This is a genomic window from Rhodococcus jostii NBRC 16295 (assembly GCF_001894825.1).
Classification (GTDB): Bacteria; Actinomycetota; Actinomycetes; order Mycobacteriales; family Mycobacteriaceae; genus Rhodococcus_F; species Rhodococcus_F jostii.
Genome location: NZ_BCWY01000001.1, coordinates 225,058 through 246,599, shown reverse-complemented (window position 1 = coordinate 246,599; position 21,542 = coordinate 225,058). Strand labels below are relative to the sequence as shown.

The 21,542-nt window shown below is 66.2% G+C and carries 19 protein-coding genes and 1 pseudogene; 7 read left to right on the top strand and 13 right to left on the bottom strand.

The genetic code is table 11. The features are described 5' to 3' along the window. Position 1 precedes the first annotated feature (1 nt). Genes RJ1_RS01170 through RJ1_RS01150 form a run of 5 tightly spaced genes read right to left on the bottom strand, consistent with a single transcriptional unit; the run spans position 2 to position 4,614 of the window. Positions 2–1,225, bottom strand: a complete 1,224-nt coding sequence (locus tag RJ1_RS01170) for a CaiB/BaiF CoA transferase family protein (protein WP_162850257.1) — start codon at positions 1,223–1,225, stop codon at positions 2–4. After that, positions 1,225–2,013, bottom strand: coding sequence for an enoyl-CoA hydratase-related protein (locus RJ1_RS01165; protein WP_073358121.1), 789 nt, complete (start codon positions 2,011–2,013; stop codon positions 1,225–1,227). Before RJ1_RS01165 ends, RJ1_RS01170 begins: the two co-directional genes overlap by 1 nt. A 2-nt stretch (positions 2,014–2,015) precedes the next feature. Further along, positions 2,016–2,825 carry an enoyl-CoA hydratase/isomerase family protein gene (locus RJ1_RS01160; RefSeq protein ID WP_073358048.1) on the bottom strand — a complete coding sequence of 270 codons (810 nt, stop codon included), beginning with the start codon at positions 2,823–2,825 and terminating at the stop codon, positions 2,016–2,018. After that, on the bottom strand, positions 2,822–3,697 hold the full coding sequence (locus RJ1_RS01155) for a MaoC/PaaZ C-terminal domain-containing protein (protein WP_073358047.1): 876 nt from the start codon (positions 3,695–3,697) through the stop codon (positions 2,822–2,824). Before RJ1_RS01155 ends, RJ1_RS01160 begins: the two co-directional genes overlap by 4 nt. Before the next feature lie 14 nt (positions 3,698–3,711). Beyond that, positions 3,712–4,614 carry an SDR family NAD(P)-dependent oxidoreductase gene (locus tag RJ1_RS01150; RefSeq protein ID WP_073358046.1) on the bottom strand — a complete coding sequence of 301 codons (903 nt, stop codon included), beginning with the start codon at positions 4,612–4,614 and terminating at the stop codon, positions 3,712–3,714. Between the two features lie 147 nt (positions 4,615–4,761). Between RJ1_RS01150 and RJ1_RS01145 the strand changes: the two genes are divergently transcribed. The 5 genes from RJ1_RS01145 to RJ1_RS01125 all read left to right on the top strand — a co-directional run bounded on the left by RJ1_RS01145 (position 4,762) and on the right by RJ1_RS01125 (position 8,948). Continuing rightward, positions 4,762–5,496, top strand: a complete 735-nt coding sequence (locus RJ1_RS01145; RefSeq protein ID WP_073358045.1) for an enoyl-CoA hydratase-related protein — start codon at positions 4,762–4,764, stop codon at positions 5,494–5,496. Next, positions 5,493–6,665: an acyl-CoA dehydrogenase family protein gene (locus RJ1_RS01140; RefSeq protein WP_083400302.1), complete on the top strand. Its 1,173-nt coding sequence runs from the start codon at positions 5,493–5,495 to the stop codon at positions 6,663–6,665. The genes RJ1_RS01145 and RJ1_RS01140 overlap by 4 nt, the downstream gene beginning before the upstream one ends. Further along, entirely contained in the window at positions 6,662–7,765 is a 1,104-nt protein-coding gene (locus RJ1_RS01135; protein WP_073358044.1) for an acyl-CoA dehydrogenase family protein, read from the top strand. The genes RJ1_RS01140 and RJ1_RS01135 overlap by 4 nt, the downstream gene beginning before the upstream one ends. Before the next feature lie 3 nt (positions 7,766–7,768). Further along, the gene (locus RJ1_RS01130) at positions 7,769–8,527 is read left to right on the top strand and encodes a 3-hydroxyacyl-CoA dehydrogenase (RefSeq protein WP_073358043.1); all 759 of its coding nucleotides are present in this window, start codon (positions 7,769–7,771) and stop codon (positions 8,525–8,527) included. A 190-nt stretch (positions 8,528–8,717) separates the two neighbouring features. Then, entirely contained in the window at positions 8,718–8,948 is a 231-nt protein-coding gene (locus tag RJ1_RS01125; protein ID WP_073358042.1) for a DUF3263 domain-containing protein, read from the top strand. Between the two features lie 59 nt (positions 8,949–9,007). On the opposite strand, the gene RJ1_RS01120 is transcribed toward RJ1_RS01125, so the two are convergent. Together RJ1_RS01120 and RJ1_RS47160 are read right to left on the bottom strand one after the other, a co-directional pair. Beyond that, on the bottom strand, positions 9,008–12,301 hold the full coding sequence (locus tag RJ1_RS01120; protein WP_073358041.1) for a protein kinase domain-containing protein: 3,294 nt from the start codon (positions 12,299–12,301) through the stop codon (positions 9,008–9,010). 382 nt (positions 12,302–12,683) lie between these two features. Next, positions 12,684–13,202, bottom strand: a complete 519-nt coding sequence (locus RJ1_RS47160) for a hypothetical protein (RefSeq protein ID WP_174694931.1) — start codon at positions 13,200–13,202, stop codon at positions 12,684–12,686. On the opposite strand from RJ1_RS47160, the pseudogene RJ1_RS47450 reads away from it, so the two are divergent. After that, positions 13,111–13,492, top strand: a pseudogene (locus RJ1_RS47450) (hypothetical protein). The gene RJ1_RS47160 and the pseudogene RJ1_RS47450 sit on opposite strands and share 92 nt — an antisense overlap. 587 nt (positions 13,493–14,079) lie before the next feature. Here the strand turns inward: RJ1_RS47450 and RJ1_RS01110 are convergent. Both RJ1_RS01110 and RJ1_RS01105 read right to left on the bottom strand, forming a co-directional pair. Further along, the gene (locus tag RJ1_RS01110; protein ID WP_073358040.1) at positions 14,080–14,781 is read right to left on the bottom strand and encodes an RES family NAD+ phosphorylase; all 702 of its coding nucleotides are present in this window, start codon (positions 14,779–14,781) and stop codon (positions 14,080–14,082) included. After that, positions 14,775–15,386: a helix-turn-helix domain-containing protein gene (locus RJ1_RS01105; RefSeq protein ID WP_073358039.1), complete on the bottom strand. Its 612-nt coding sequence runs from the start codon at positions 15,384–15,386 to the stop codon at positions 14,775–14,777. Before RJ1_RS01105 ends, RJ1_RS01110 begins: the two co-directional genes overlap by 7 nt. A 406-nt stretch (positions 15,387–15,792) precedes the next feature. Here RJ1_RS01105 and RJ1_RS01100 point away from each other — a divergent pair, with 406 nt between their 5' ends. Continuing rightward, a complete protein-coding gene (locus RJ1_RS01100; RefSeq protein WP_073358119.1) occupies positions 15,793–16,740 on the top strand; it encodes a hypothetical protein in 948 nt (315 codons plus the stop codon). 428 nt (positions 16,741–17,168) lie between these two features. On the opposite strand, the gene RJ1_RS01095 is transcribed toward RJ1_RS01100, so the two are convergent. From RJ1_RS01095 to RJ1_RS01080, 4 genes are all read right to left on the bottom strand, one after another. Beyond that, positions 17,169–18,095, bottom strand: coding sequence for a PfkB family carbohydrate kinase (locus RJ1_RS01095; protein WP_073358038.1), 927 nt, complete (start codon positions 18,093–18,095; stop codon positions 17,169–17,171). A gap of 199 nt (positions 18,096–18,294) precedes the next feature. After that, positions 18,295–19,371, bottom strand: coding sequence for an ABC transporter ATP-binding protein (locus RJ1_RS01090; RefSeq protein ID WP_073358037.1), 1,077 nt, complete (start codon positions 19,369–19,371; stop codon positions 18,295–18,297). A gap of 95 nt (positions 19,372–19,466) precedes the next feature. After that, positions 19,467–20,393, bottom strand: a complete 927-nt coding sequence (locus RJ1_RS01085; RefSeq protein WP_073358036.1) for a glycoside hydrolase family 68 protein — start codon at positions 20,391–20,393, stop codon at positions 19,467–19,469. Next, positions 20,393–21,517 carry a LacI family DNA-binding transcriptional regulator gene (locus RJ1_RS01080; RefSeq protein WP_240319577.1) on the bottom strand — a complete coding sequence of 375 codons (1,125 nt, stop codon included), beginning with the start codon at positions 21,515–21,517 and terminating at the stop codon, positions 20,393–20,395. The genes RJ1_RS01085 and RJ1_RS01080 overlap by 1 nt, the downstream gene beginning before the upstream one ends. Positions 21,518–21,542 lie beyond the last annotated feature (25 nt).

Here is a 21,542-nt window from a genome sequence, read left to right as displayed (position 1 = left end):
CTCACCCCAGAGCTCCCCTGGCCGACAGGTCATCGATCTCGGCGCTGTCGGCGCCGATCCAGTCCCGCAGGATGTCCGCGGCATGCTGCCCCGGCCTGTCGGCGGGGAGCCGATCCTGGGGCTGCTTCGCGTTACCGGTCATCCGCCAGGGCGCACCGGGCGCGATGAGGTCATGACCTCGAACATTCCACTCGGAGAAGAAGTCCCGGTCGTGCAGCTGAGGATGCTCGAGGATCGCGGCGACGTCGTTGACACTGGCGCAGGCGAGGCCGGCGCCGGCGAGTGTATCGACGAGCTCGGGGCCGTCCCACTTGTCGAAAATCGGGCGGAGTTGCTCGTTGAGTAGTTCTCGATTGCTGACCCGCATCGGTGCTGTCGCGAACTCTGCTTGGGTGCAGAGATCTTCGCGTCCGAGTACGGAGCAGAAGGTAGCCCAGTGCGCCTCGGTCAGGATGGCGATCGCGACCGGAGTTGTGGCGGTGGAATAGACCTCGTAGGGAGCCAGCAGTGGGTGCGCTGTTCCGATCGGCTTGGGCATCACACCGGAGAGTCCGTAGCTGAAGATGTTGAACGCCATGGTCGACGCGGCCACGTCGAGCATGGAGACATCGATGTAGCGGCCCTGCCCCAGGGCTTCCTTCCCCCGGAGCGCGGAGGCGACGGAGAATGCTGCGACCATGGCGGCGAGCACGTCGACCACGGCGGTCCCGACTTTGGCCGGCGACTCCTCATCGGTCCCGGTCACCGACAGCAACCCCCCTTCGGCCTGAATCAGCAGGTCGTAGGCGCGGCGGTCACTGTAGGGTCCGGTCTCGCCGAATCCGCTGACCGAGCAGTACACGAGATCGGGGTGCGATTCGGTCAGGGTGTCGTAATCGAGCCCGAGTTTACGCATCACGCCGGGCGAGAAGTTCTCGACCACGGCATCGGCTTCGGCGATCAACCGCTTGGCCGTGGCGAGTCCCTCGGGGGACTTGAGGTCGAGGACGATGGACCGCTTGTTCCGGTTCACCGCCAGGAAGTGGGGGCTCAGTCCGTCGAGGTCGTTGCGCGTCCATGCACGGACGTGATCGCCGGTTCCCGGGGGCTCGACCTTGACCACGTCCGCCCCCATATCGGCGAGCATCATGGTCCCGTACGGAGCCGCCCAGGCGTGCTCGAACGCGATGATCTTGATTCCGTTCAGCGGCCCCGCGACCGGGTAGGTACCGGATGGATAGGACATCATGCCCTCCGAAACTTGTTGTAGTTCGGTTCGCGCTTCTCCGCGAATGCTGTTGTGGCCTCGCGCTGTTCGTCAGAGCCGAAGAAGGAGGCGAGGCTTTCGACGATCATCGGGATGACGTCGTCGCCGAGCACGTTCTCGGCACCGATCGCGGTCTTGAGGACTCGCAGGACGGTCGGGCTCTTACCGAGTAGGTCCTGGCACATCTTCTCGACGGCGTCGTCGAGGGTGCCGCTCGGGGCGATCCGGTTGATCAGGCCCATCTGGAGGGCTTCTTGAGCGGTGTACTGCTCGCACAACATCATGATCTCGCGGGCCTTCTTCTCGCCGACGATCTTCGGCAGCAGGCGGGTGAGGTAGATCGGCGCGCCACCGACCTTGGCCCCGACCTGGCCGAATCGGGCGCCCTCGTCGGCGATGGTGATGTCGGCGAAGCAGTGCAGTTCGTGACCGCCGCCGATGCACCAGCCGTTCACGGCGGCGATGATGGGAATGCCGATCCCGCGCATCGTGGCGAACAGATCGCGCAGTTGCTGCGCCACCGCCCGCCATCCCCGGGCGTCCAGACGCGACACCAGTTCCTTCTGGTCCGCGCCGACGCAGAAGGCGCGGTCGCCCGCCCCGGTCAGCACCGCGACGCCGATCGTCGGGTCCTCGTCGGCGCGCCGGAACGCTTCGATCAATTCCTGGACCGTGGTCGTGCGCAGCGCGTTGAGCGACTCCGGCCGGTTGATGGTGATGGTGGCCACGCCGTCGCGCGCGGTGTAAATGATATCGGTGTATGTCACGTTCATCGTCCCTTGAAAACTGGTGTCCTGCGCTCCGCGAAGGCCGCGAGACCTTCGGCGAAGTCGGCTGTCTTGAAACAGATGTGTTGCCCCCAGCTCTCGAATTCGAGCTGCCCCTCCAGGGTGAGCTGATCCGAACGCTGGATTGCGCGTTTGGTGAACGAGAGCGCCACCGCGGGCCCGGCCGCCAGCTGCGCAGCGAACTCGTGCACCGCGTTGCTCAGTTCGGCGTCGGGCACGACCTCGTCGGCGAGACCCAGTTGCAGCGCCTCGTCCGGTGTCACGGTCGCCCCGGTCATCAGGATCCGGGCGGCACGCGAGCGGGGAATCAACCGGGGCAACAGGTACGTCAGGCCACTGTCGGGCATCATGCCCCGCCGCACGAACGCCGCCACGAAGGTCGCCGATTGCGCGAGGAAGCGGAAGTCCGCGGCGCACGCGATAGACATTCCGCCTCCGCCGGCGACACCGTTGACCGCGGCAATGACGGGTTTGGGGATCGACCACACCGGCTGTACGAAGGCCCCGACCGCGCGCTCCAATGTTGTCGCATCGGCGGCTTCGACGACCTTGGGAATACGCTCCTTGACGTCTGCGCCCGAGCAGAATCCGCGGCCGGCGCCGGTGATCACGACTACCTTGACTCGGTCGTCGTTGGTCACCTCGCGGCATAGCGCAGGCAAGGTCGCGGTCAACATCTCGGTGGTCAGCGCATTGAGCGTGTCCGGGCGGGACAAGGTGATCGTCGCGATGCCCAACTCGTCGACCTCATAGAGGATGTCGGAGGAGCCAAGCTGCGTCACGTCCGTCATTTCGCTCTCCGTTCCGATCGCAACTCGATCTGGCCACCGTCGAGGACCATCGCCGCACCGTCGTCGGTGAACGACCGGAACCGGACCGTGTCACCGTCCTGCCACATATCCGTCCGCAGCCGCTGGCCCGGGAAGACGGGCGCCTTGAAGCGCACCTGAACGGACTCGAGGGCGCCGACGTCGCCGTCGGCCAGCTCTCGGATCACCGACCACGTCGCGTGCGCGAAGGTGCACAGACCGTGCAGAATCGGGCGCTCGAAACCGGCCTCGACCGCGATCTTCGGGTCGGCGTGCACGGGGTTGTAGTCGCCGCTCAGGCGGTAGATCAACGCCGCTCGCGGTGAAATCTCACTCTCGACGGACGCCGTCGGAGAGCCCTCCGGCCACGGCGTGGCCGGTTGCTTGGGCCGGACCGGCCCGCCGAAGCCGCCATCCTTGCGGCAGAACAGCGTGCTGTCGGAGGTGGCGACCAGTTCACCGGTCTGCGCGTCGAAGAGGCGGCGTCGCCAGCGGACGAGGGCTCCGCGGTTGGGCCCCTTGTCCTCGACGTCGACCACCTGTGTCTCGCACCGCAACCGGTTGTCTGGATGCAGCGGGGCGTGAATCTCGAGCGACTGCTCACCGTGGACGACGTGCACCCAGTCGATGCCGGTGACCGGATCCCGGAACCACGGGCCGGGGTGGCCGATGACCGCTGCCATGGTGGGCAGAACCGTGAGATTGCGTTCGTAGACGTACGGGAGTTCCGCCTCGTCGGTCGGATCCGAGCCCAGACCGACCCCGAGCGCGTAGAGCATGGCATCGCGCGCGGTGTAGGAGTGCTCGGACGTCGGGAACGGATAATCGAGCAGTTTTGCGGCGTCGATAGTCATCGCGTGTTCGCCTTTCAGGCGGGGTCGTAGGAGAAGATCTGCGGCGAGGTCTCGAGCGGGACGAGGCTAGTGGCGATGGCGGGCCCGAAGTGCGAGGCCAGCGTCTCGGCGCTCCAGCCGTCCGTGCGGGTCATCGTCTTGAGTGGTCGCGGCTGGCTCATCAGCATGATCTCGTTGCCGCGCACCACGAAGATCTGGCCACTGATGTTCTCGGCCTCCTCACCGAGCAGGTAGTTGACCAGGGGCGCAACCTGTTCGGGCTTCATTGCTTTCATCCGTGCGAGCCGGGCCTTCTCGGCCGGCGTCTCGTCCGGCAGGGTTCCGATCAACCGGCTCCACGCGAAGGGGGCGATCGTGTTCGACCGGACGTTGTACCGGGCCATGTCCAGTGCGATCGACCGCGACAGGCCGACGATGCCGAGCTTGGCGGCGGAGTAGTTCGCCTGTGCAAGATTGCCGATCAGACCGGCCGTCGAGGTCATGTGGACGAACGCGCCGAACGACTGCTCGCGGAAGACTTCGGCGGCCGCCCTGCTCACCGAGAAACTGCCCTTCAGGTGCACCTTGAGTACCGAATCCCAGTCGGACTCGGGCATCTTGTGGAAAATGCCGTCGCGCAGGATGCCGGCGCAGTTCACGACGCCGTCGAGCTGACCGAATTCGTCGACGGCCGAGCGGATCATCTCCCGGGACGCATCCCAGTTGCTGATGTCCGCTGTGCTCGCCAGCGCCTGCCCGCCGGCGTCGCGGATTTCCTTCGCGACAGTCTCGGCGGGTCCGTCGTCCGCTCCGTCTCCCTGCGGCCCGGCACCCAGGTCGTTGACGACAACGGACCACCCGGCACCCGCCAACGAGAGTGCCACTGCACGCCCGATCCCACGGCCCGCTCCGGTAACCACCGCGACCCTGCTGGTCATTCGATCATCTCCTCTTCTCGACTTACACCGCTGCGCGATGTGACCGCAACGACGTGGCAACGACCACGTGACGCCGCCCACTTGACACATTAGGTTAATCTTGCGCCAGATTCCAATAATTCGCAATCATCCCCGGAAGGAGCTCGCATGGGAGTCATCGACACCGACTGTGTCGAAGGCATAGGTGTGGTTACGTTGAACGATCCCGCACGACGTAATGCGATCACTGTCGATCTCGCCGACGAACTCGCCGACGCTCTCGCCCACTTGGAGGGCATCCCGTCAGTGAGAGCAGTCGTGGTAACCGGAGCTGGTTCGGCGTTCTGCGCGGGCGCCGACCGCGGTGCCCTGATCCACGCCGATGAACAGGTCCTCCGGCGCATCTACGAGGCGTTTCTCCTCGTCCGCAACTTCCGGCTGCCCACGGTGGCGGCCGTCAACGGCCCGGCGGTCGGGGCGGGTTTCAACCTCGCCCTCGCCTGCGACGTACGGATCGCCGCGGAGTCGGCGGCCTTCGATGCCCGGTTCATTCAGATCCCTATCCATCCCGGTGGCGGTCACACCTGGATGCTGAATGAATTGGTCGGTCCGCAGGCGGCCGCCGCAGTGACCCTGTTCGGAGCAGCCGTCGACGGTGCCCGCGCCAAAGAGATCGGGTTGGCCTGGTCCTGTGTGCCAGACAGCGACCTGCTCCCCGCCAGCTTCGACTTCTGCCGAACCATCACACGCGCCCCCCGTGCGCTCGCAGTCCAGGTGAAGTCGACGTTGCGGTCATCGGCACAGTTTCGCGACCACGCCCAGGCGATGGAACACGAGCTTCGAGAACAGCTGACGAGCGTGCGTAGGCCCGAGTTCCGTGAACAGTTCAAGGTCGGCCGATGAGTACGGCCGTCGAGTCGGTGCTCGAACTCTTCACCGAATCCGTCGCCCCCGAACCAGAAGAGATCACCGCCGAACGTCACCGCGTCCGCGCCTTCCTCGAGCAGGCCACGCAATCGGGTCTGATGATCTCCGAATGCGACAGCTGGCTCTCCGGCCACTCGGCTGCTTTCTCCGCCGAACTGGGCCGGCAAGGCTGGATCGGAATGACCTGGCCCGAGCAGTACGGCGGGCGAGCGACATCGGCACCCGCACGGTTCGCCGTGATCGAGGAACTACTGGCCGCCGGCGCACCGGTGGCGGCGCACTGGTTCTCCGACCGCCAGATCGGCCCCTCTCTACTGCGCCATGGCTCCGAGGCACAACGGGAGTTCTTTCTCCCAGCGATGACCCGCGGTGAACTCTTCTTCTGCATCGGCATGAGCGAACCGGAATCCGGATCCGATCTCGGATCGGTGCGCAGCCGCGCGTCACAGACGACCGGTGGATGGCTGGTGAACGGATCGAAGATCTGGACCAGCCACGCCGACAAGGCGCATTACATGCTGGCGCTGGTCCGAACCGGACGAGTCGAGGAACGAGCTGCCGAGGCGCTGACCCAGGTCATCATCGATATGCGGCAACCGGGGATCACAGTGCGGCCCATCCGGACGTTGGACGGGCGCGAACATTTCTGTGAGGTGATCTTCGACGACGTCTTCGTCCCCGATGACAACGTGCTCGGTCGTGTCGGCGGCGGCTGGCGGCAGGTCATGGGTGAACTCGGCTTCGAGCGCAGCGGCCCGGAACGTTTCCTGTCGACGTTTCCGATGTTCGCCGCCCTCGCGTCCGACAAGGGCGAGCCGAATCAGGCGCGGGACGAAGATCTCGGGTCCGTCATCGCCCGGTTGTCCGTGCTTCGCGCGATGTCGACGCGGATCAATCATCACCTCGACGGTGCCGAGGCGCCGGGGGTGGCGGCGGCGATCGTCAAGGATCTCGGGACGACTCTCGAGAACGACACGATCGACATCACCCGACGGTGGATGGATAGCATCGCCGACCCGCAGCGGGCGTCCGATGTTTCCCGATGGTTCGCCCAGGCCCAAACCCACGCCCCTGGCTTCACCCTCCGGGGTGGCACCAACGAGATCATGCGCGGAATCATCGCGCGAGCATTGGAAGTTTCATGAGTGACTTGGATTCCTTGCTGTCGCAGCTTTTCGGTAAGGAAGACGCTTGTGCCGGTGAGAATATCGACGGGACCGCCTGGTCCAGGCTTGTCGAATCCGACCTCACCCGTGTCGGTATCGAAGACAGTCTCGGCGGCGCCGGCGGCGACTGGTCGGATGCCGCCACCGTCACCATCCGAGCGGCTCAGGCCGGAATCGCCGCCCCTCTCACCGAGTGCCTGTTCATTGCCAGCCACCTGGCCGCGAAGACCGGTAACACGCTCCCCCCTGGACTGGTCACCGCGGCAGTCGCTGCGCACGAAACCAGCACGCTGACGAAAACCACCTATGGCTGGCACCTCACCGCAGCCTTCGACAAGGTGCCCTGGGGCAGCGTCTGCGACGAACTGTGGGCCATTGCTCCCACCACGCCAGGGAAGGTCGCGTTCGTCCGGATCAACCGGAAGTATCTGGCCGCGACCCCGCGACTCAGTCTGGGAAGCGAACCCCGCGACGATCTCCATGTCGACACCGCGATCGGCGTCCACAACGTGATGGATGAAGACGTCATCGACGAAGTGATGCTCTTGGGGGCACTGGGGCGCAGCTGCCAACTCCTGGGCGCCCTTCGCTCCTGCCTCCGACTCTCCCACGAATACGTACTGGTCAGACGCCAGTTCCGCAAACCCCTTGCCGCGCACCAAATCGTGCAGCACACGATCGCAACCATGGCCGAGGAAGTCGCCGCAGCCGAGTCAGCCGTCATCGCAGCAGTACAACAGCTTCCCGCACCGGGGCACTCCCCTGCGGCCCCAGCCGTCATGGCGATTGCCGCCGCGAAAGTACAGACCGCAACCGCAGCGACCCGAGTCGCCCGTGCAGCCCACCAACTACACGGGGCAATGGGACTGACCGCCGAGCACCCCCTGCACTTCTATTCGACCAGGCTCTGGTCGTGGAGAGACGAATTTGGATCAGGCGCGTACTGGTCGGCGAGAATCGCCGATCTCGTGCGCACCCACTACTCCGGCGATGTTTGGGTGGCACTGACTACTCCGCTGCCCGACCTCACCGTCCACGGTGCTGCGACCGCAGCCACCTCCGACCGATCGAACGGATAACCTATGCAACTCGACAATCAGGGAGTTCTCGTCACCGGCGGCGCCTCCGGACTCGGCCTCGCCACCGTCCAGCGTTTCCACAAAGCCGGCGCCCATGTCGTCATCGCCGACCTGCCCGGTTCGCCCGGCGAGGCGGTGGCATCCGACCTCGGGGAGCGATGTGAGTTCGCGCCCACCGACGTAACCCAGGAAACCGATGTGCAGCAAGCGCTGGCGCGGTTCGGCCAGACGCCACTGCGCGCCGTGGTGAACTGCGCGGGAATCGCCCCGCCCAAACGGATCATCGGCAGGAACGGCCCACACGACCTCGACCACTTCCGGAAAGTCATCGAGGTCAACCTGATCGGCACCTTCAATGTCCTGCGGCTTGCCGCCGATACGATGCGGGTCAACGAGCTGTCCGACGGCGACCGCGGCGTCATCGTGATGACGGCATCGATCGCGGCCTTCGACGGCCAGATCGGCCAGGCCGCATACAGTTCTTCCAAGGCCGGAGTGCACGGTCTCACCCTTACCGCCGCCCGGGACCTCGCCGAACACAACATCCGCGTCTGCGCCGTCGCACCCGGCATTTTCGAAACTCCGATGCTGCTCGGCCTCCCCCCCGCAGCACAGCAGGCTCTCGGCGCCCAGATCCCCCATCCCAGTCGACTCGGCAAGCCGGAGGAGTTCGCCCAGCTGGTCGAGCACATCGTCGAGAACCCGATGCTGAACGGGGAAACGATCCGCCTCGACGGGGCGATCCGGATGCCTCCGAAATAGTCGCATCGAGATCGCACTACCCCTGTTCGTGACGTGCACAGCCACTCTGTCAGCGCGTCGCAGGTACAAGCGACCCCTCGGTCGCCCAGCCGCTCGTGAACTGGCGCAACACAACGACACCTGGTGCGCCAGTTCACCAGCAACCACTCGAGACCATGTGGGATCAATTCCCGGCACCACTGGAGGAGCGATGCCTGACATCGACCACTCAATGATCACCTTCGCGAAGCGGTGGTCACCCTACGGCGGAGGGGACGAATACATTCTTCCCGAATTCGGGATCACACCAATGCTCTTTTACCAGCGGCTACACACGACGCTGGAGAGGAAGTTCGTCGAGGGTCTCGACCTCACCACACGACTGTCGCTCCGTGAGTTCTGTGCGCGCAAGCTGGCAAGGAACACCGTGCGCGTCGAGTAGCCACTCGTCGCGAGCAACTCCGGCCCGTCGTGGCATCGACGAGGGAGTCGTCAAGGACCTCACGACAGGGTTCCCTGTTCGGCGAACCACGCGGCGATCTGGGTGCGCGAGGTGAATCCAAGTTTGACGAGGATGTGTTCGACATGCCCTTGAGCAGTCCGAGGTGAGATGACCAAGTTGGTTGCGATCTCACGGTTGGTCAAACCGTCGGCCACCAACCCTGCGACCTGGCTCTCGCGACGAGTCAGCACGGGGTCGGCGGTTCGGGGCGAGGGCGCCGGGTTCTCGTCGAGGGCGTACGCGGCGGCTTCGGCGAAAGTGAGCGCCTTCCCGCGCTCGAAAGCGACCGTGTAGGCCCGGTCGCCGAGAGCACGGCGAGTCCGCTGCTCGCACCGCTCGTGAAAATCCGCCACACCCGGAATGTGCACCGACGTACTTCCCACGGTCTTGCGTAGTGCACGGGCAGCACCCATGAGCACGGCCGACTTCTCCTCGTGAAGTTCCTCTGCAGCAATCCAACTCAACGCCTCGAGGCACAGCGCGCCGCTGACGGGGTCGTCGACCCGACGAGCAAGACGGACGCCCTTCTCGAGATTTCCGACTGCACGGTCGGAGTGCCCCTGGCGCCACGCGACGAGCCCGAGTGCCCAGAGCGAATATGCCCGGTACACCGCTTCTCCGCGGCTTTCGGTGATCCGCAGCACCTCATCGTGCGAGGCGGCGGAGAGCGGGATGTCATCGAGCAGCCAGCCGGCGACCCCTCGGGCGACGAGGGTTTCGATTCGCCGCACCAGGGTCGATTCGGTGTTCAGTCCGTCAAGCGCCTTCTCGAAGCAGGCGAGCGCTCGGGCCGGGTCGCCGCCATACATCGCCAGGTTTCCCTCGACGTACCTGACGCCCGAAAGAATGTCTGCATTACCTAGCCGGTCGGCGAGCTCACGCGCCCGCGCGAGTAGCGACCACCCGGCTTGGAGGTCGCCCTGCAATCCCGCCAGTTCACCGTCGATATACAGCGCTTCGACACGCTCCGGTGTCGGAGTATCGTCATCGAGCACCAAGAGTCGATCGAGCCAACGTCTGCCCTCACCGAAGAGCCCGCGCGTGAACCAGAACGGATAGAGGGCCACCGCAATACGGAGACCTGCTCGCGCCTGTCCCGCCACGACCACGCAGTATTCGAGAGCGTCGCGGATATTCGCCTGCTCCCGCTGCAATCGAGCGATCCACTCCGGTTGCTGAGGTGAAATCCATTCACGCTCGGCGCCCTCGACCAACTGCACGCACCAATCACGATGCCGCAGCCGAAGCTGTGCAACCTCACCACGTTCGGTCAGCCTCTCGCGCCCGTACTCACGGAGGACCTCGAGCATCCGGAACCTCACCCGGCCCGCAAATTCCTCCCGGATCAGAATCGACTTGTCGACCAGCGACTCGAGCAAATCGAGGATGTCGCCCGAGTCCGAACCCGGGTCGGCAACTCCTTCGGCACCGTCCAGGTCGAATCCTCCCGTAAAGATCGCGAGGTGCGCCCACAGTACTTGCTCACGCGATGAGCACAGCTCGTAACTCCAATCCACCGACAGCCGCAGCGACTGCTGCCGGTTCGGCGCGCCCCGGTTACCACCACGGGTGAGGAGCGAATACCGATCTGCCAGCCGGTTGCGGATCTGGGTGGCGGACATCGCTCGCAGCCGCACAGCGGCAAGTTCGATCGGCAGCGGAAGTCCATCGAGTTGCTGGCAGATCTGCCCGATGGTCGCCTTGTTGTCCTCGGTCAGCGCGAACTCCGGTAACGCGGTGCGCGCCCGGGCGACGAACAGCTGGACCGCATCGGAACTCGACTCGCCGCGGTGAACGGGATGGCCAGGATCGGGGACGGTGAGGGGTGGAACTCGCATGACCATCTCGCCGCCGATCCGCAGCGGCTCCCGGCTCGTTGCGATGATCCGAAGATCCGGACACCCATGCAGGAGTGGCTCGATCAGTTCGGCGACCGCGGCGATCAGATGTTCGCAGTTGTCCACGATGATCAGGAGCTGACGCTCGACGAGATACTCACTCAGCAGCGTCAGCGGAGAACGCAAGGACCGCTCGCGGAGCCCGAGAACCGCGACGAATGTTTCCGGCACCAGCAGGGGATCACGAATCCTTCCCAGCTCCACCAACCAGACCCCGTCGCTAAAGGATCGACGGGTGTCCGCCCCGACCCTCAGTGCCAGTCGCGTCTTCCCCACACCTCCGGTTCCCGTGAAGGTGACCAGATGCGATTCGGAGAGAAGGCGTTTGGCTTCCGTGAGCTCGTGACGCCGGCCGACGAAGCTGGTGAGCTCGACAGGCAGGTTGCCGTCCTTGCGGCGTAGTGGAACGGGTGACGACGTGAGGGAGTGTCGACCGAGGGACCACTCGTCGGCGGCTGCACCCTCCGCGGGCGGCACCATGTGGGCCGCGGAGGCCCCTGGAAGTGGCATGCTATCCACCTCGCAGCCGTGGCGGCGTTCGGCGTCTCGAATGAGGTTGCCCAGCTCTTCCGCGGACACCGGCCGATCTGCTACCGTCCGCGACATAGTTCGCTCCACCAGCTCGCTAAGGTCGTCCGGCAGCTTCCATTCCGTCAGGTCGGGAGCCGGCTCGCGTGCTATCCGTACGAATTGTGCGACGAGGCTTTCGCCGCTGTGCTGAGTAAAGGCAGCATGTCCAGTTATTGCACAAAACAATGTTGCGCCGAGACTATAGATATCGGATTGTACGGACGGCGGTTTCCCTTGAAAGATTTCCGGCGCAGTGAATGCGGGAGATCCTGTTACGGCGCCGTGCGCTGTTTCAAATCCCCCGGAAATGTGCGATATACCGAAGTCGGTAAGCTGCGGTTCGCCATAATCGGTGAGGAGAATGTTTCCCGGTTTCACGTCACGGTGGAGTATCCCTACACGGTGGATCGTTTCCAGCGCACCGGCCATCTTGACGCCGAGCCGGAGCACTGCAGGCCAGCCTTGTGGGCCGTTGCGGCGGATCTCCAGCTCCAACGATCCGATCTGGTGATATTGCATGACGATGAACGGGCGACCAGCGGCGGTCGTACCCACGTCGTGAACGATGACTATATTTGGATGCCCCGATAGCCGGCCCATCGCTTTTTGCTCACGGAAGAACCGCGCTAGGTTCTCAGAGTCGAAACCGGGCGTCAGTACTTTCACCGCGACAGTGCGGTCCAGTGAGGGTTGCCAACAGCGGAAGACAACGCCGAATCCGCCCTGACCGATCACCTGCACATTCTCGAACCCAGCTTCACTGAGTTCGTCTACGATATCGGGCGTGATATCGCGTTGAGTTGCGAGAGGGTCAAACTCAGCCATCTACTTATTCCGAAATACCCAATAACACCGATCGGTCTCTAAACCAAAGCGGGAAGCTGCCGCCACGCACCACCATAGACGCAGGAACCGACGCATTCAGATCACCTCTTGAGATTCAAGATTAACCCGTAAAGATTCGCCACGCCGCTCTTCTCTCGGATACAAAATTCGCCGTAGGACAGTAGTGTCCCGGTCGGTCGTCGAGATCTTCCGCCAGCGCCCTATCACCCGCTTGTGTAGCGCGCCTTAGCTGGGCACACACGGGTGCGGATTTCGATGGAAAGTCCGACCTGCGGTGACCTGCATCTCGATCGCCCTGTAGGCAGCCATATGACGACCACTGCGGCTAAAGGTTGGCCCGGAGTTAGTCGGTCACAGCAAGTTACCTTGCCGCACTGTCAAAGCGGTTCCCGAGTTCCTTCTCCGCATCTGACAAGTTTCCGACGCTGCACTCGACAACTAGCTCTCCGACGAGGTCGATGAATTCATCGCATGGCGCCCTATCGCCCCCGGCTTCTTCGTTGCCCGGGTACATGCTGTCGAATTTTCCGGTCAACTGAGTAATCGCTGGTTGGAAAACATGCCGTGGGGTGCCACATCCGCAGGTCACCGCCATATTCTGCCGGACCTGCCGTCGGTCGGACGAAACGCCGTCGCCCTGCCGGCCGGGTGTGGGCGGCCCGTACTCTTGCCCAATGCCCGCATGCCCCAGAAGCCCCAGTGCCGACGAGGCGCTGCCGTCTCTGGCGACCGATGACACCTCACCGCATCCGCAGATCATCACGGCGTCGGCGCGCACCGGAACGGACATCGAGCTGCGGATCCACACGTCCATCGCACCGTTCGACGCTGCCGCCGAGGAGTGGTTCCCCGCGGCGGCCGGGTTCGCCGTCACGGTCATCGTGCACACCGTCGACGCCGAGACGGGCCGGCGACAGTATCTGCCGCCCGCGGAGCCCGCCGAGTGGGCGCAGGCGATCTTCTCGACCGTCGATACTCCGCAGAGGTATTTCCTCGGCGCCGTCGACCCGGACACCGGCCCCCCATCGACGCGGGCAGCTCGCCTACCGCCTCTACCTCGACACCGACCGGCAGGCGATCCCGGTGCCTCCTCGGGTGCTCACCTGCCCGCACTCTCTGCTCTCTGCCATCGCCGGGAACGAGCAGATCACCATTCCCACGACGGCCTGACGCTCACCGACGGAGCGGCGCAACCAAATCTGATCTTGACCTGCCATGACGACATGTCCCCCAGTAACCAAATACACGCGGCCCCAACCGGGTCGGCTGGTACGACGCGGCGATGGCGCACCGCGCGGCCACAACATCCTGGACGTGGTCGTCACAGCCTCCGGAGACCGCGACCCGGTAAGCGCGGGTACCGATTGTTTCGGTGAGGTCGGTGACCGTGGTCGCGATGGCCGCCGCGACGAGGTGGGCGTGGGCCAGACGATCGACTCGAGCTGAGGACTCCTCGAGGCCGGCCACGGTCGTCCTCGGCGGCAGCGAGTTCGGCGGACCGGGTCGGCCACCGTGCCCGCTGCCTCACGCAGCGCCAGCACGGCGTCGTCGATCTGGGTTCACGCTCGCCCCGCCGCCAACCGGAGTTCCCAACCCCGAACCCAGCTGCCACCCGGCAACGAGATGAGAGGGAACCGCCCCTCATCTCGAGTGCCGGTACAACTGGAAACCTCACCCTGCCACGTCCAGCCCACCGGCGAACGATCAACCAGTCCGGCGGCCCGACGCCCGAACAACAGGCCCCCTACGCTCCGTAGCTACGGGCAGATGCGACAGCCGGGCACCAGATCCGCGCGCATACCCAGGCTGACCGCGGCATCGATGATGCGCGGCCACATCCTCGGATCCGCCAGCGCGAAGTCCTGGACCTCCCCGCGCGCACTGCGGACCACCTCGATCCGAGACCCGGTGTTCCACAACGCCAAAGCGGGACCGTTCGAATGCGCAGCATCGTAGTAGACCCCACGGATCCGCTGCCGAGCCACCGGCTGATCCTCATAGATCGCCCGCGCCCAGGCCTGGGTACGCGGACGCGGATAATCACCGGTGGCCAACGACGGCAACGCACCGATCCGCATCGCCGCTCCCTGACCCCGCAGATCCAGCACCGCCAGCGGTGCCGTCGGTCGCAGCAACGCCACCCGGTAGCGCGGGCACACCGCAGCAGCCGGGTAGTCGCCGAACACCTCCCCGACTGCCGTGGCCACGTTGCCGGCGACATACAGCACCGAGCGGCGTTGCGGGCACACGCGCGGAACGCCACCCGGGCCCGGCAGGTGCGGATCCAGCCGATGCAACGGCCCGAAGCTGCGGTGCGTGATCCCGTCCGGGGTATGCGGGGACGGGTGATAGATGCGGCACCACCGCCACGGGTACCCGGCGCTGGGGTCGCGCCACCGCCACATCCAGCCCTGTCCGCCGTGCAGCGGCCGTGCCGGTGCGGCGAGTGCGGCTACCACGCGGCCGCGGTACCCACCTGGGCCACCCGCACCACGTCATCGACGTGCCCGGCCGCCAGGGCCTCGGCCGGAGTTGCCTCGCCCAGGTCCCGGTTCGGGGTCAGGGCCCATTCGGTCAACGACACCGCTCCCCCGGCGAACACCGCACTCACCCGCGCGAGTCCGGGCACAAATCCCAGCTCCGAGTCCGCGTGGAATTGCCAGGACGGCAACCTCCACTCCCGCCCCTTCTTCAACCCGACCAGATCCCCAGCCTTGAGGCGGTCGAGGACCGCCTGCTCGGAAACGTCGAGCAGTTCCGCTACCTCCGGGCGGGTCAGCGACACCTCCACCACCGTCCGACGCGCCTGGTACTGCCGGCGCAGATTCGCCAGAGCGACCCGTTTACGCTCGGCCGACGACGGTCCCGGACCCCACAACACGGGATCCAGTCCGTCGCCGTCGTCGCCGACCACCCCGAGCACGAAACCCTCCCGCTCGCTCTCCGGCACACTGGCGAGCGCATCCTCGAGGACCGAAGGAAACCCCGCCGCCCGGCCCGCGCGGCTCTTCCGCCCGGCCGCCGTACGGGGGTTGGTGCGCCCAGCGTGCGCCTTGGTGCTCATACCCCCAATGCTACGGCACTAACCAAGATAAACAAGTTACGCAACCTGCGGTCTCCGGAGCGATACGAGTCTCCACCACGTCGACCCCCGGTTCACCCGCAAGGCCGCGACCTCGTGGCCCGGATCATCGCCCACCACAGCGCCATCCTCTCCCCCACCTAACCCCATGTCGGACGTGCCTCAACCTCGGCGAGAGCTCGCCGAGCGGCGGTACCGCAGCGCATAAGGAGCGCGCGCATCGATGCAACAGCACCCGCCTCCATCGCTCCCGGGACCTGCGTGTCACCTCTCTGCGCCTCGCGTCTGCGCCCCACGTCCATCCCACCGGCCGCGTTTGCCGGGCACGCCGCGGGGGGATCCCGCCGTGAGGACGACCCCGTCGTCGGATCACGCGAGAGGCATGTCGATGAACGCTGTCACCACCGGCATCGTCGCCGGTGCCGCGGGCACCACAATGCTCAATGCCGTCACCTACCTGGACATGGCGATCCGGGGCCGCCCCGCGAGCACCGTCCCGGACAAGACGGTCGAGTCCGTCGCGTCCGCGCTGGGCATCGCGATACCGGGACGCGGTGACGCGCTCGCAGCACGGCGGTCGGCGTTCGGCGCGCTCGGCGGGATCGCCGTCGGTGTCGGATTCGGCGTGGCCGCCTCCCTCATCCACCGGGCCGGCACCCGCCTGACCCCGACCGCGGGAACGATCGGGATCGGTCTCGCCGCGATGGCAGCCACCGACATCCCGATCGCCCTCCGCGGCATCAGCGACCCCCGGCAGTGGACCACCCAGGACTGGCTCAGCGACGTCGTACCGCATCTGGTCTACGGCGCCACCGTCACCACCGTCCTGCGGCAACAGGACGAGGCGACGGGGCACCGCAGGGAGCCGGGGGCGGAACGGTCGAGCACCGTCCGGTCGGCCGCGATCGGGGTGGCCAGCGGCCTGCGCAGTTCCACCGGCATCGCGGCGGCACTCCTCTCCGGTGCCCCGGGCTCGGCACACCGGGCCCGACTCCTCGGCGCGACCGTGATCGTCGGCGGCGAACTGGTCGCCGACAAACATCCGAACGTGCCCTCGCGCCTCGCCCCGCCCGCGCTCGCCGGACGAGTCGTCGCAGGCGGCTGGGGCGCCGCTGCACTGGCCCGCCGTGACCCGGCCGACACCGCGTCGGCCCTGATCATCGGAACCGTCGGCGCCCTCGCCGGCTCCTACGGCGGCGCATGGTGGCGGCAGTGGGCCGGCCGGCGAATGCCGGACTGGCAGGCCGCGCTCGCAGAAGACGCCGTGGCGCTCACGATGGCGGCGGCCGCACTCCGACCTCCCGCACGGTCCTTGTCGGTCAGCGCCTCGACATAACCCCGTGTCATCCCCGAAAGTTCGGTCGAGGATTTCGAACGCCCGACGCCCCGCCGACCTGGCGCCCCTTGCAGTCTCGCCGGGGAACAGGCCGTTCCTTTGGCGAGCGCGCGCTCGCCGAGGGCGCTGCGGGCTCCACAAGCCTCCCGCCGCGACAAAACACCGCCGGCCCCGCATCGATCAACGGACACTGGAGCTGACACTGCCGGTTCTCGGTCCGCCGGCAGAATCACCGTCGGCACCTCTCGACAGGCTCAACCGTCTATCGGTAACCCCGGCAGTTAGAACTTGCGGAGATCATCCCTGCGGATTCAGTTTCGGTGGTATCTCGACCAGGTCGCCGCTGAGCGAGGGTGGTCAGCTGGTCTCACCGTCAGCGAGTACAAGGCCAGTTCTGCTGGAAGTGATTGGCAAGCAGTCGATACATATCAACTCGCCACAGCGAGATCGTCGATGTGGGGAGGCTCTATCCCGGCGGGGGCGATGGCCTGTGCCGCGCAGAGGTTCGCGTAGTGCAGGATGCTGTGTAGGTCGTCGAGGCCGATCGTACGCAGACGCCGAGCGGTCTTGCGGGCCAGCAGACTGCGGACGGTCATGGCGTGCAGCAATCCGGCCATGAAGGCGTCACCCACCCCGGCGGTGTGGGCCACTTCGACGCGATGGCCTCGAACGCGCACGGACCCGCTCCTGGTGTAGCCCGTGGCTCCGGCAGAGCCGTGGGTGACGACCACGATCGCCGGGCCCCGAGACATCAACCACCGGATCGCATCACCGTGGCGCTCGCCCGGCCGTAGCCAGGCCAGATCCGCATCGCTCAGCTTGACGACATCGCTCCTGGAGATCATCTCGTCGATTCGTGCGATCGAGATGTGCCGGGGGCCCATCGCTGAGGGCCTGACATTGACGTCGTAGCTGATGGTCGTGTCCGGGGTCTGCCGCGAGACGAGTCGTGCCACGTCATCGGCGCCGGGTGCTCGGACGACGGCGATGGAGCCGACGTGCAGGTGACCACACGAGGGGACGTCGGTGTGGACCAGTTCCCAGCAAAGGTCGACGGTGGGGGCGCCCGGTCGGTCGGGGTGGGCGGTGACTGTCGAGGTGCGGGTGGCGGGATGGCCGGCCTGAACTATCCGGACGCCGCACCGGGTGAGTTCGTGGTTGATGGTGCGGCCGTGAGGGTCGGCGCCGAATGTGGTCAGCAACGTGGTGACTATTCCGAGCCGGCCGAGGCTCCACGCGAGGGCGGCGGGGCTGCCGCCGACACGTTCGCGGCGGTTGCCGTCGGCATTGAGTGTGATGTCGATGAGGGATTCCCCGACGACGGCGATGTCGCATCGGGCGGTGGAGGTGGTCATGTCGGGACGCTTCTCTGCTGGTTCGGGAGGGTGTGGGCCGGTAACGGTGCTCACGGTTCGGTTCCGTCTCAGGCCTGTTGAGGGGTGGGCGGTGGTGGCTGCCCGCCGGTGAGATCGCCTGGCTGTCAGAGCATGTCGGTGCGAATCTGATGCCGGCCGTCCATGGTGTTAGGCACGAAGCCGTCAGCGACCGTGTCTCCTATTGCGGTAGCCGTTCGCCACCCGGTGTGGTGGCGAAGATGTGCGCGTGTGATGGGTCGATGCTTACGTGCACGACCTGGCCTTTCTCCGGTGGGTTGCGCCAGTCGACCCTGGCCACGATTGGTTCGTATGTTCCGTTCACCTGGGTGCGGCCGAAGACGAACGCCTCGGAGCCGAGTTCCTCGACCACGTCGATCTCGAGCTCAAGGCCGGTGTCGGCGAGTTCGACGTGCTCGGGCCGGATCCCGAAGACCACCTCCCGACCGGCCGACGCGAGGGTGTCTCGCGGTACCGGAATCATCTGCCCGCCGAAGCGGATTCCGCCGTCCGTGACCGGAACGGTGAACAGGTTCATCGACGGTGAACCCATGAAACCGGCGACGAAGACATTAACCGGTCGGCGGTACAGCTCGCGGGGGGAGGCGCACTGCTGCAGCACGCCGCCCTTGAGGACGGCGACCCGGTCGCCCATCGTCATGGCCTCGACCTGGTCGTGGGTGACGTAGACGGTGGTGGTACCGAGACGGCGCTGCAACTGTGCGATCTGCGTCCGGGTCTGCACCCGCAGCTTCGCGTCGAGGTTGGACAGCGGCTCGTCCATCAGGAACACCTGCGGTTGCCGGACGATGGCGCGGCCCATGGCGACTCGCTGTCGCTGCCCGCCGGAGAGGGCCTTCGGTTTGCGGTCCAGGTAGTCACCGAGGTCGAGCATGTCGGCGGCTTCCCCCACGCGCCTGCGGATTTCGGACTTGTCGGTGCCTGCGAGTTTGAGGGCGAAGCCCATGTTCTCCGCGACGCTCATGTGCGGGTACAGCGCGTAGTTCTGGAAGACCATCGCGATGTCGCGGTCCTTGGGTTCGGCGTGCGTGACGTCGCGGCCGCCGATCAGAATCTGCCCGCCGTCGACGTCCTCGAGGCCGGCGAGCATCCGCAGGGACGTGGACTTGCCGCAGCCGGACGGGCCGACGAGAACGAGGAACTCGCCGTCCTCGATGTGCAGGTCGAGTTGATCGACCGCCGGGACGTCCGAGCCCGGGAAGAGCCTGGTCGCGCGGTCAAAGGTGATTGTTGCCATGAGAAATGAATCCCTCCACCGGCAGGAACGTGCCGGACGATCCGAGTGAGTGAGGTGGGGTGGTGCGCCTGTAGCGCGTGGGTGTATCGGTGGCGTCAGGGCGTCGGTGTCGAACTTTCTGTGTCGGTGGGCGGGAGGTAGCTCGAGGACGAGATGGTGCCGAAGTGCGGTCCGTCGGTGTTGTCGAAGCCCCACGAGGTCCAGTTGCCGTCTCGCGCCTGCCGCATCTGCACCGCGTACAGGCCCGCGGTGTCGACATTCTTCGCGTCGGTGACCTTCCACGGGCCGAGCAGGGACTGCCCTTCGGCGATCCAGGTCCCCGCATTGTGCCGGGCGCGAACGCTGGTGTTCTTGGGCGCGCAGGAAAACACCAGGATCGGCTTCCCCTGTATTTCGTGGACTTGGAGCACCTCCATTTCGCCGAAACCGGCGGGGGCGGACAGCGGGGGTTGGATGTGCCAGTGGTTCAGGTCGTTGCTGGTGGCGTGGCCGACGACGGCGCGGCCCTCGGGGTCCCCGGTGTTGGCGCGGGCGGTGATCAGCATCTGCCACTGACCGGCATGTTCGAAGACATGAGGGTCGCGCCAGGCTTCGTCGGCCCAGGTTCCTTCGCCGAGGCGTTCGTACCAGCGGCCGTCGGCCTCGAGGACGAGGTCGGGGTCCTTGGTCCAGGTCAGCAGGTCGGTGGAGGTTGCGCGGCCGATACGCTGCTTGAGGCCGTTCTCGGCCCGGCTCACTCCGGTGTAGAACATGCTCCAGAGCCCGTCGGCGCCGCGGACGACGGAGCCGGTCCAGGTGGCGAGGTCATCGAAGGCCGGGGCATCCGAGGGCGCCAGCGCGTCGGCGGTGAGGGTCCATGCCTCGCCGTCCGGAGACGTCGCGTGACCGATGGTCGCGCGGTAGTGGCGGCGTTCGCGGTCCTGGAGGGCACGCGAGGCGCGGAGGAAGAACAGGTGGTGGTCGGTGCCGTCGTCGGTCATCCAACTGTCCCAGACCCAGTGATCGGGAAGGGCAAGTCTCATCATCTCTCCTGGGGGTGCGCGGGAACCGCGGGGCGGCTCCCGCGAAGTTCGGGGTGGGGGTCGTCGGAAGAAGCCGCGAGTGACCGAGCGTGATCCGGTGCGGGTCCGGTGCTGCCGCGGACGACGAGTGTGGTCGGTGCGGTGACGGCGGTCGGCGCGCCCGCGTCTGGGGTGGGGGCGAGTGTGTCGAGGACGAGTCGGGCGGCGATCTCACCCTGTTCGCGGACGGATTGGTGCACGGTGGTGAGGTCGGTGAGTGCGGCGAGCGGATGGTCGTCGATTCCGACGACGGAGACGTCCTCGGGAATGCGCAGGCCTCGGCGGCGCAGTGTTCGGATGGCTCCGAGTGCGAGTTCGTCGCTGTGCGCGAAAACGGCGGTCGGAGCCGATTCCGGGGTGGCGTCGAGGATGTCCGCCATCGCCTCTGCGGCGTTGATGCCGCCCCAGTCGACGTCGCGGACGAGCGAGTGGTCCAGGGCGATGCCCGCTCCGGTCAGGGCGTCGACATACGCCTCCGATCGACCGGAGCGTGCCGGCCACCCGGGCTGATCGGGATCGTGGGCGGCGATCATGGCGATCCGCCGGTGTCCTGATTCCAGGAGGTGGTCGACGGCGAGTCGGCCGGCGTGGTAGTCGTCGATGCAGACGTACGGGTAGTCGGCGCTCTGGCCGCCGGCGGCGACGATACCGACGCCCATCAGTGCGAGCCGGTCGCGCTCGCGTTGGTCCACCGGGAACGCGACCACCACCACGGCGTCGACCTTCCGCCGAGCGGGCAGTCGGGTGAAGAAGTCCTGGCGGTCCTCGGGGCCGCCGACCTGGTACAGCAACAGGTCGAAGTTCGCTGATGCGAGCACCGTCTCGATTCCATTGACCATCTCGCCGAAAAACCAGCGCTCGATATGGGGAACGACCAACGCCACCCGTCGGGTCGGGCCGCCGGCGAGGCGGACCGCGTCCGGGGAGATGACGTAGTCGAGGCGGCGGGCGGTGGCGAGGACCTTTGCCTTGGTTGCCGCGGAGACGCCGTACGAGTCGTTGAGAGCGCGGGAGGCAGTGGTCAGCGAGACGCCGGCTTCCCGAGCGACGTCACTGAGACTCAAAGAACCAGGTTGATCGGGCACGAGGCGATCGTAGCCCGACCGACCT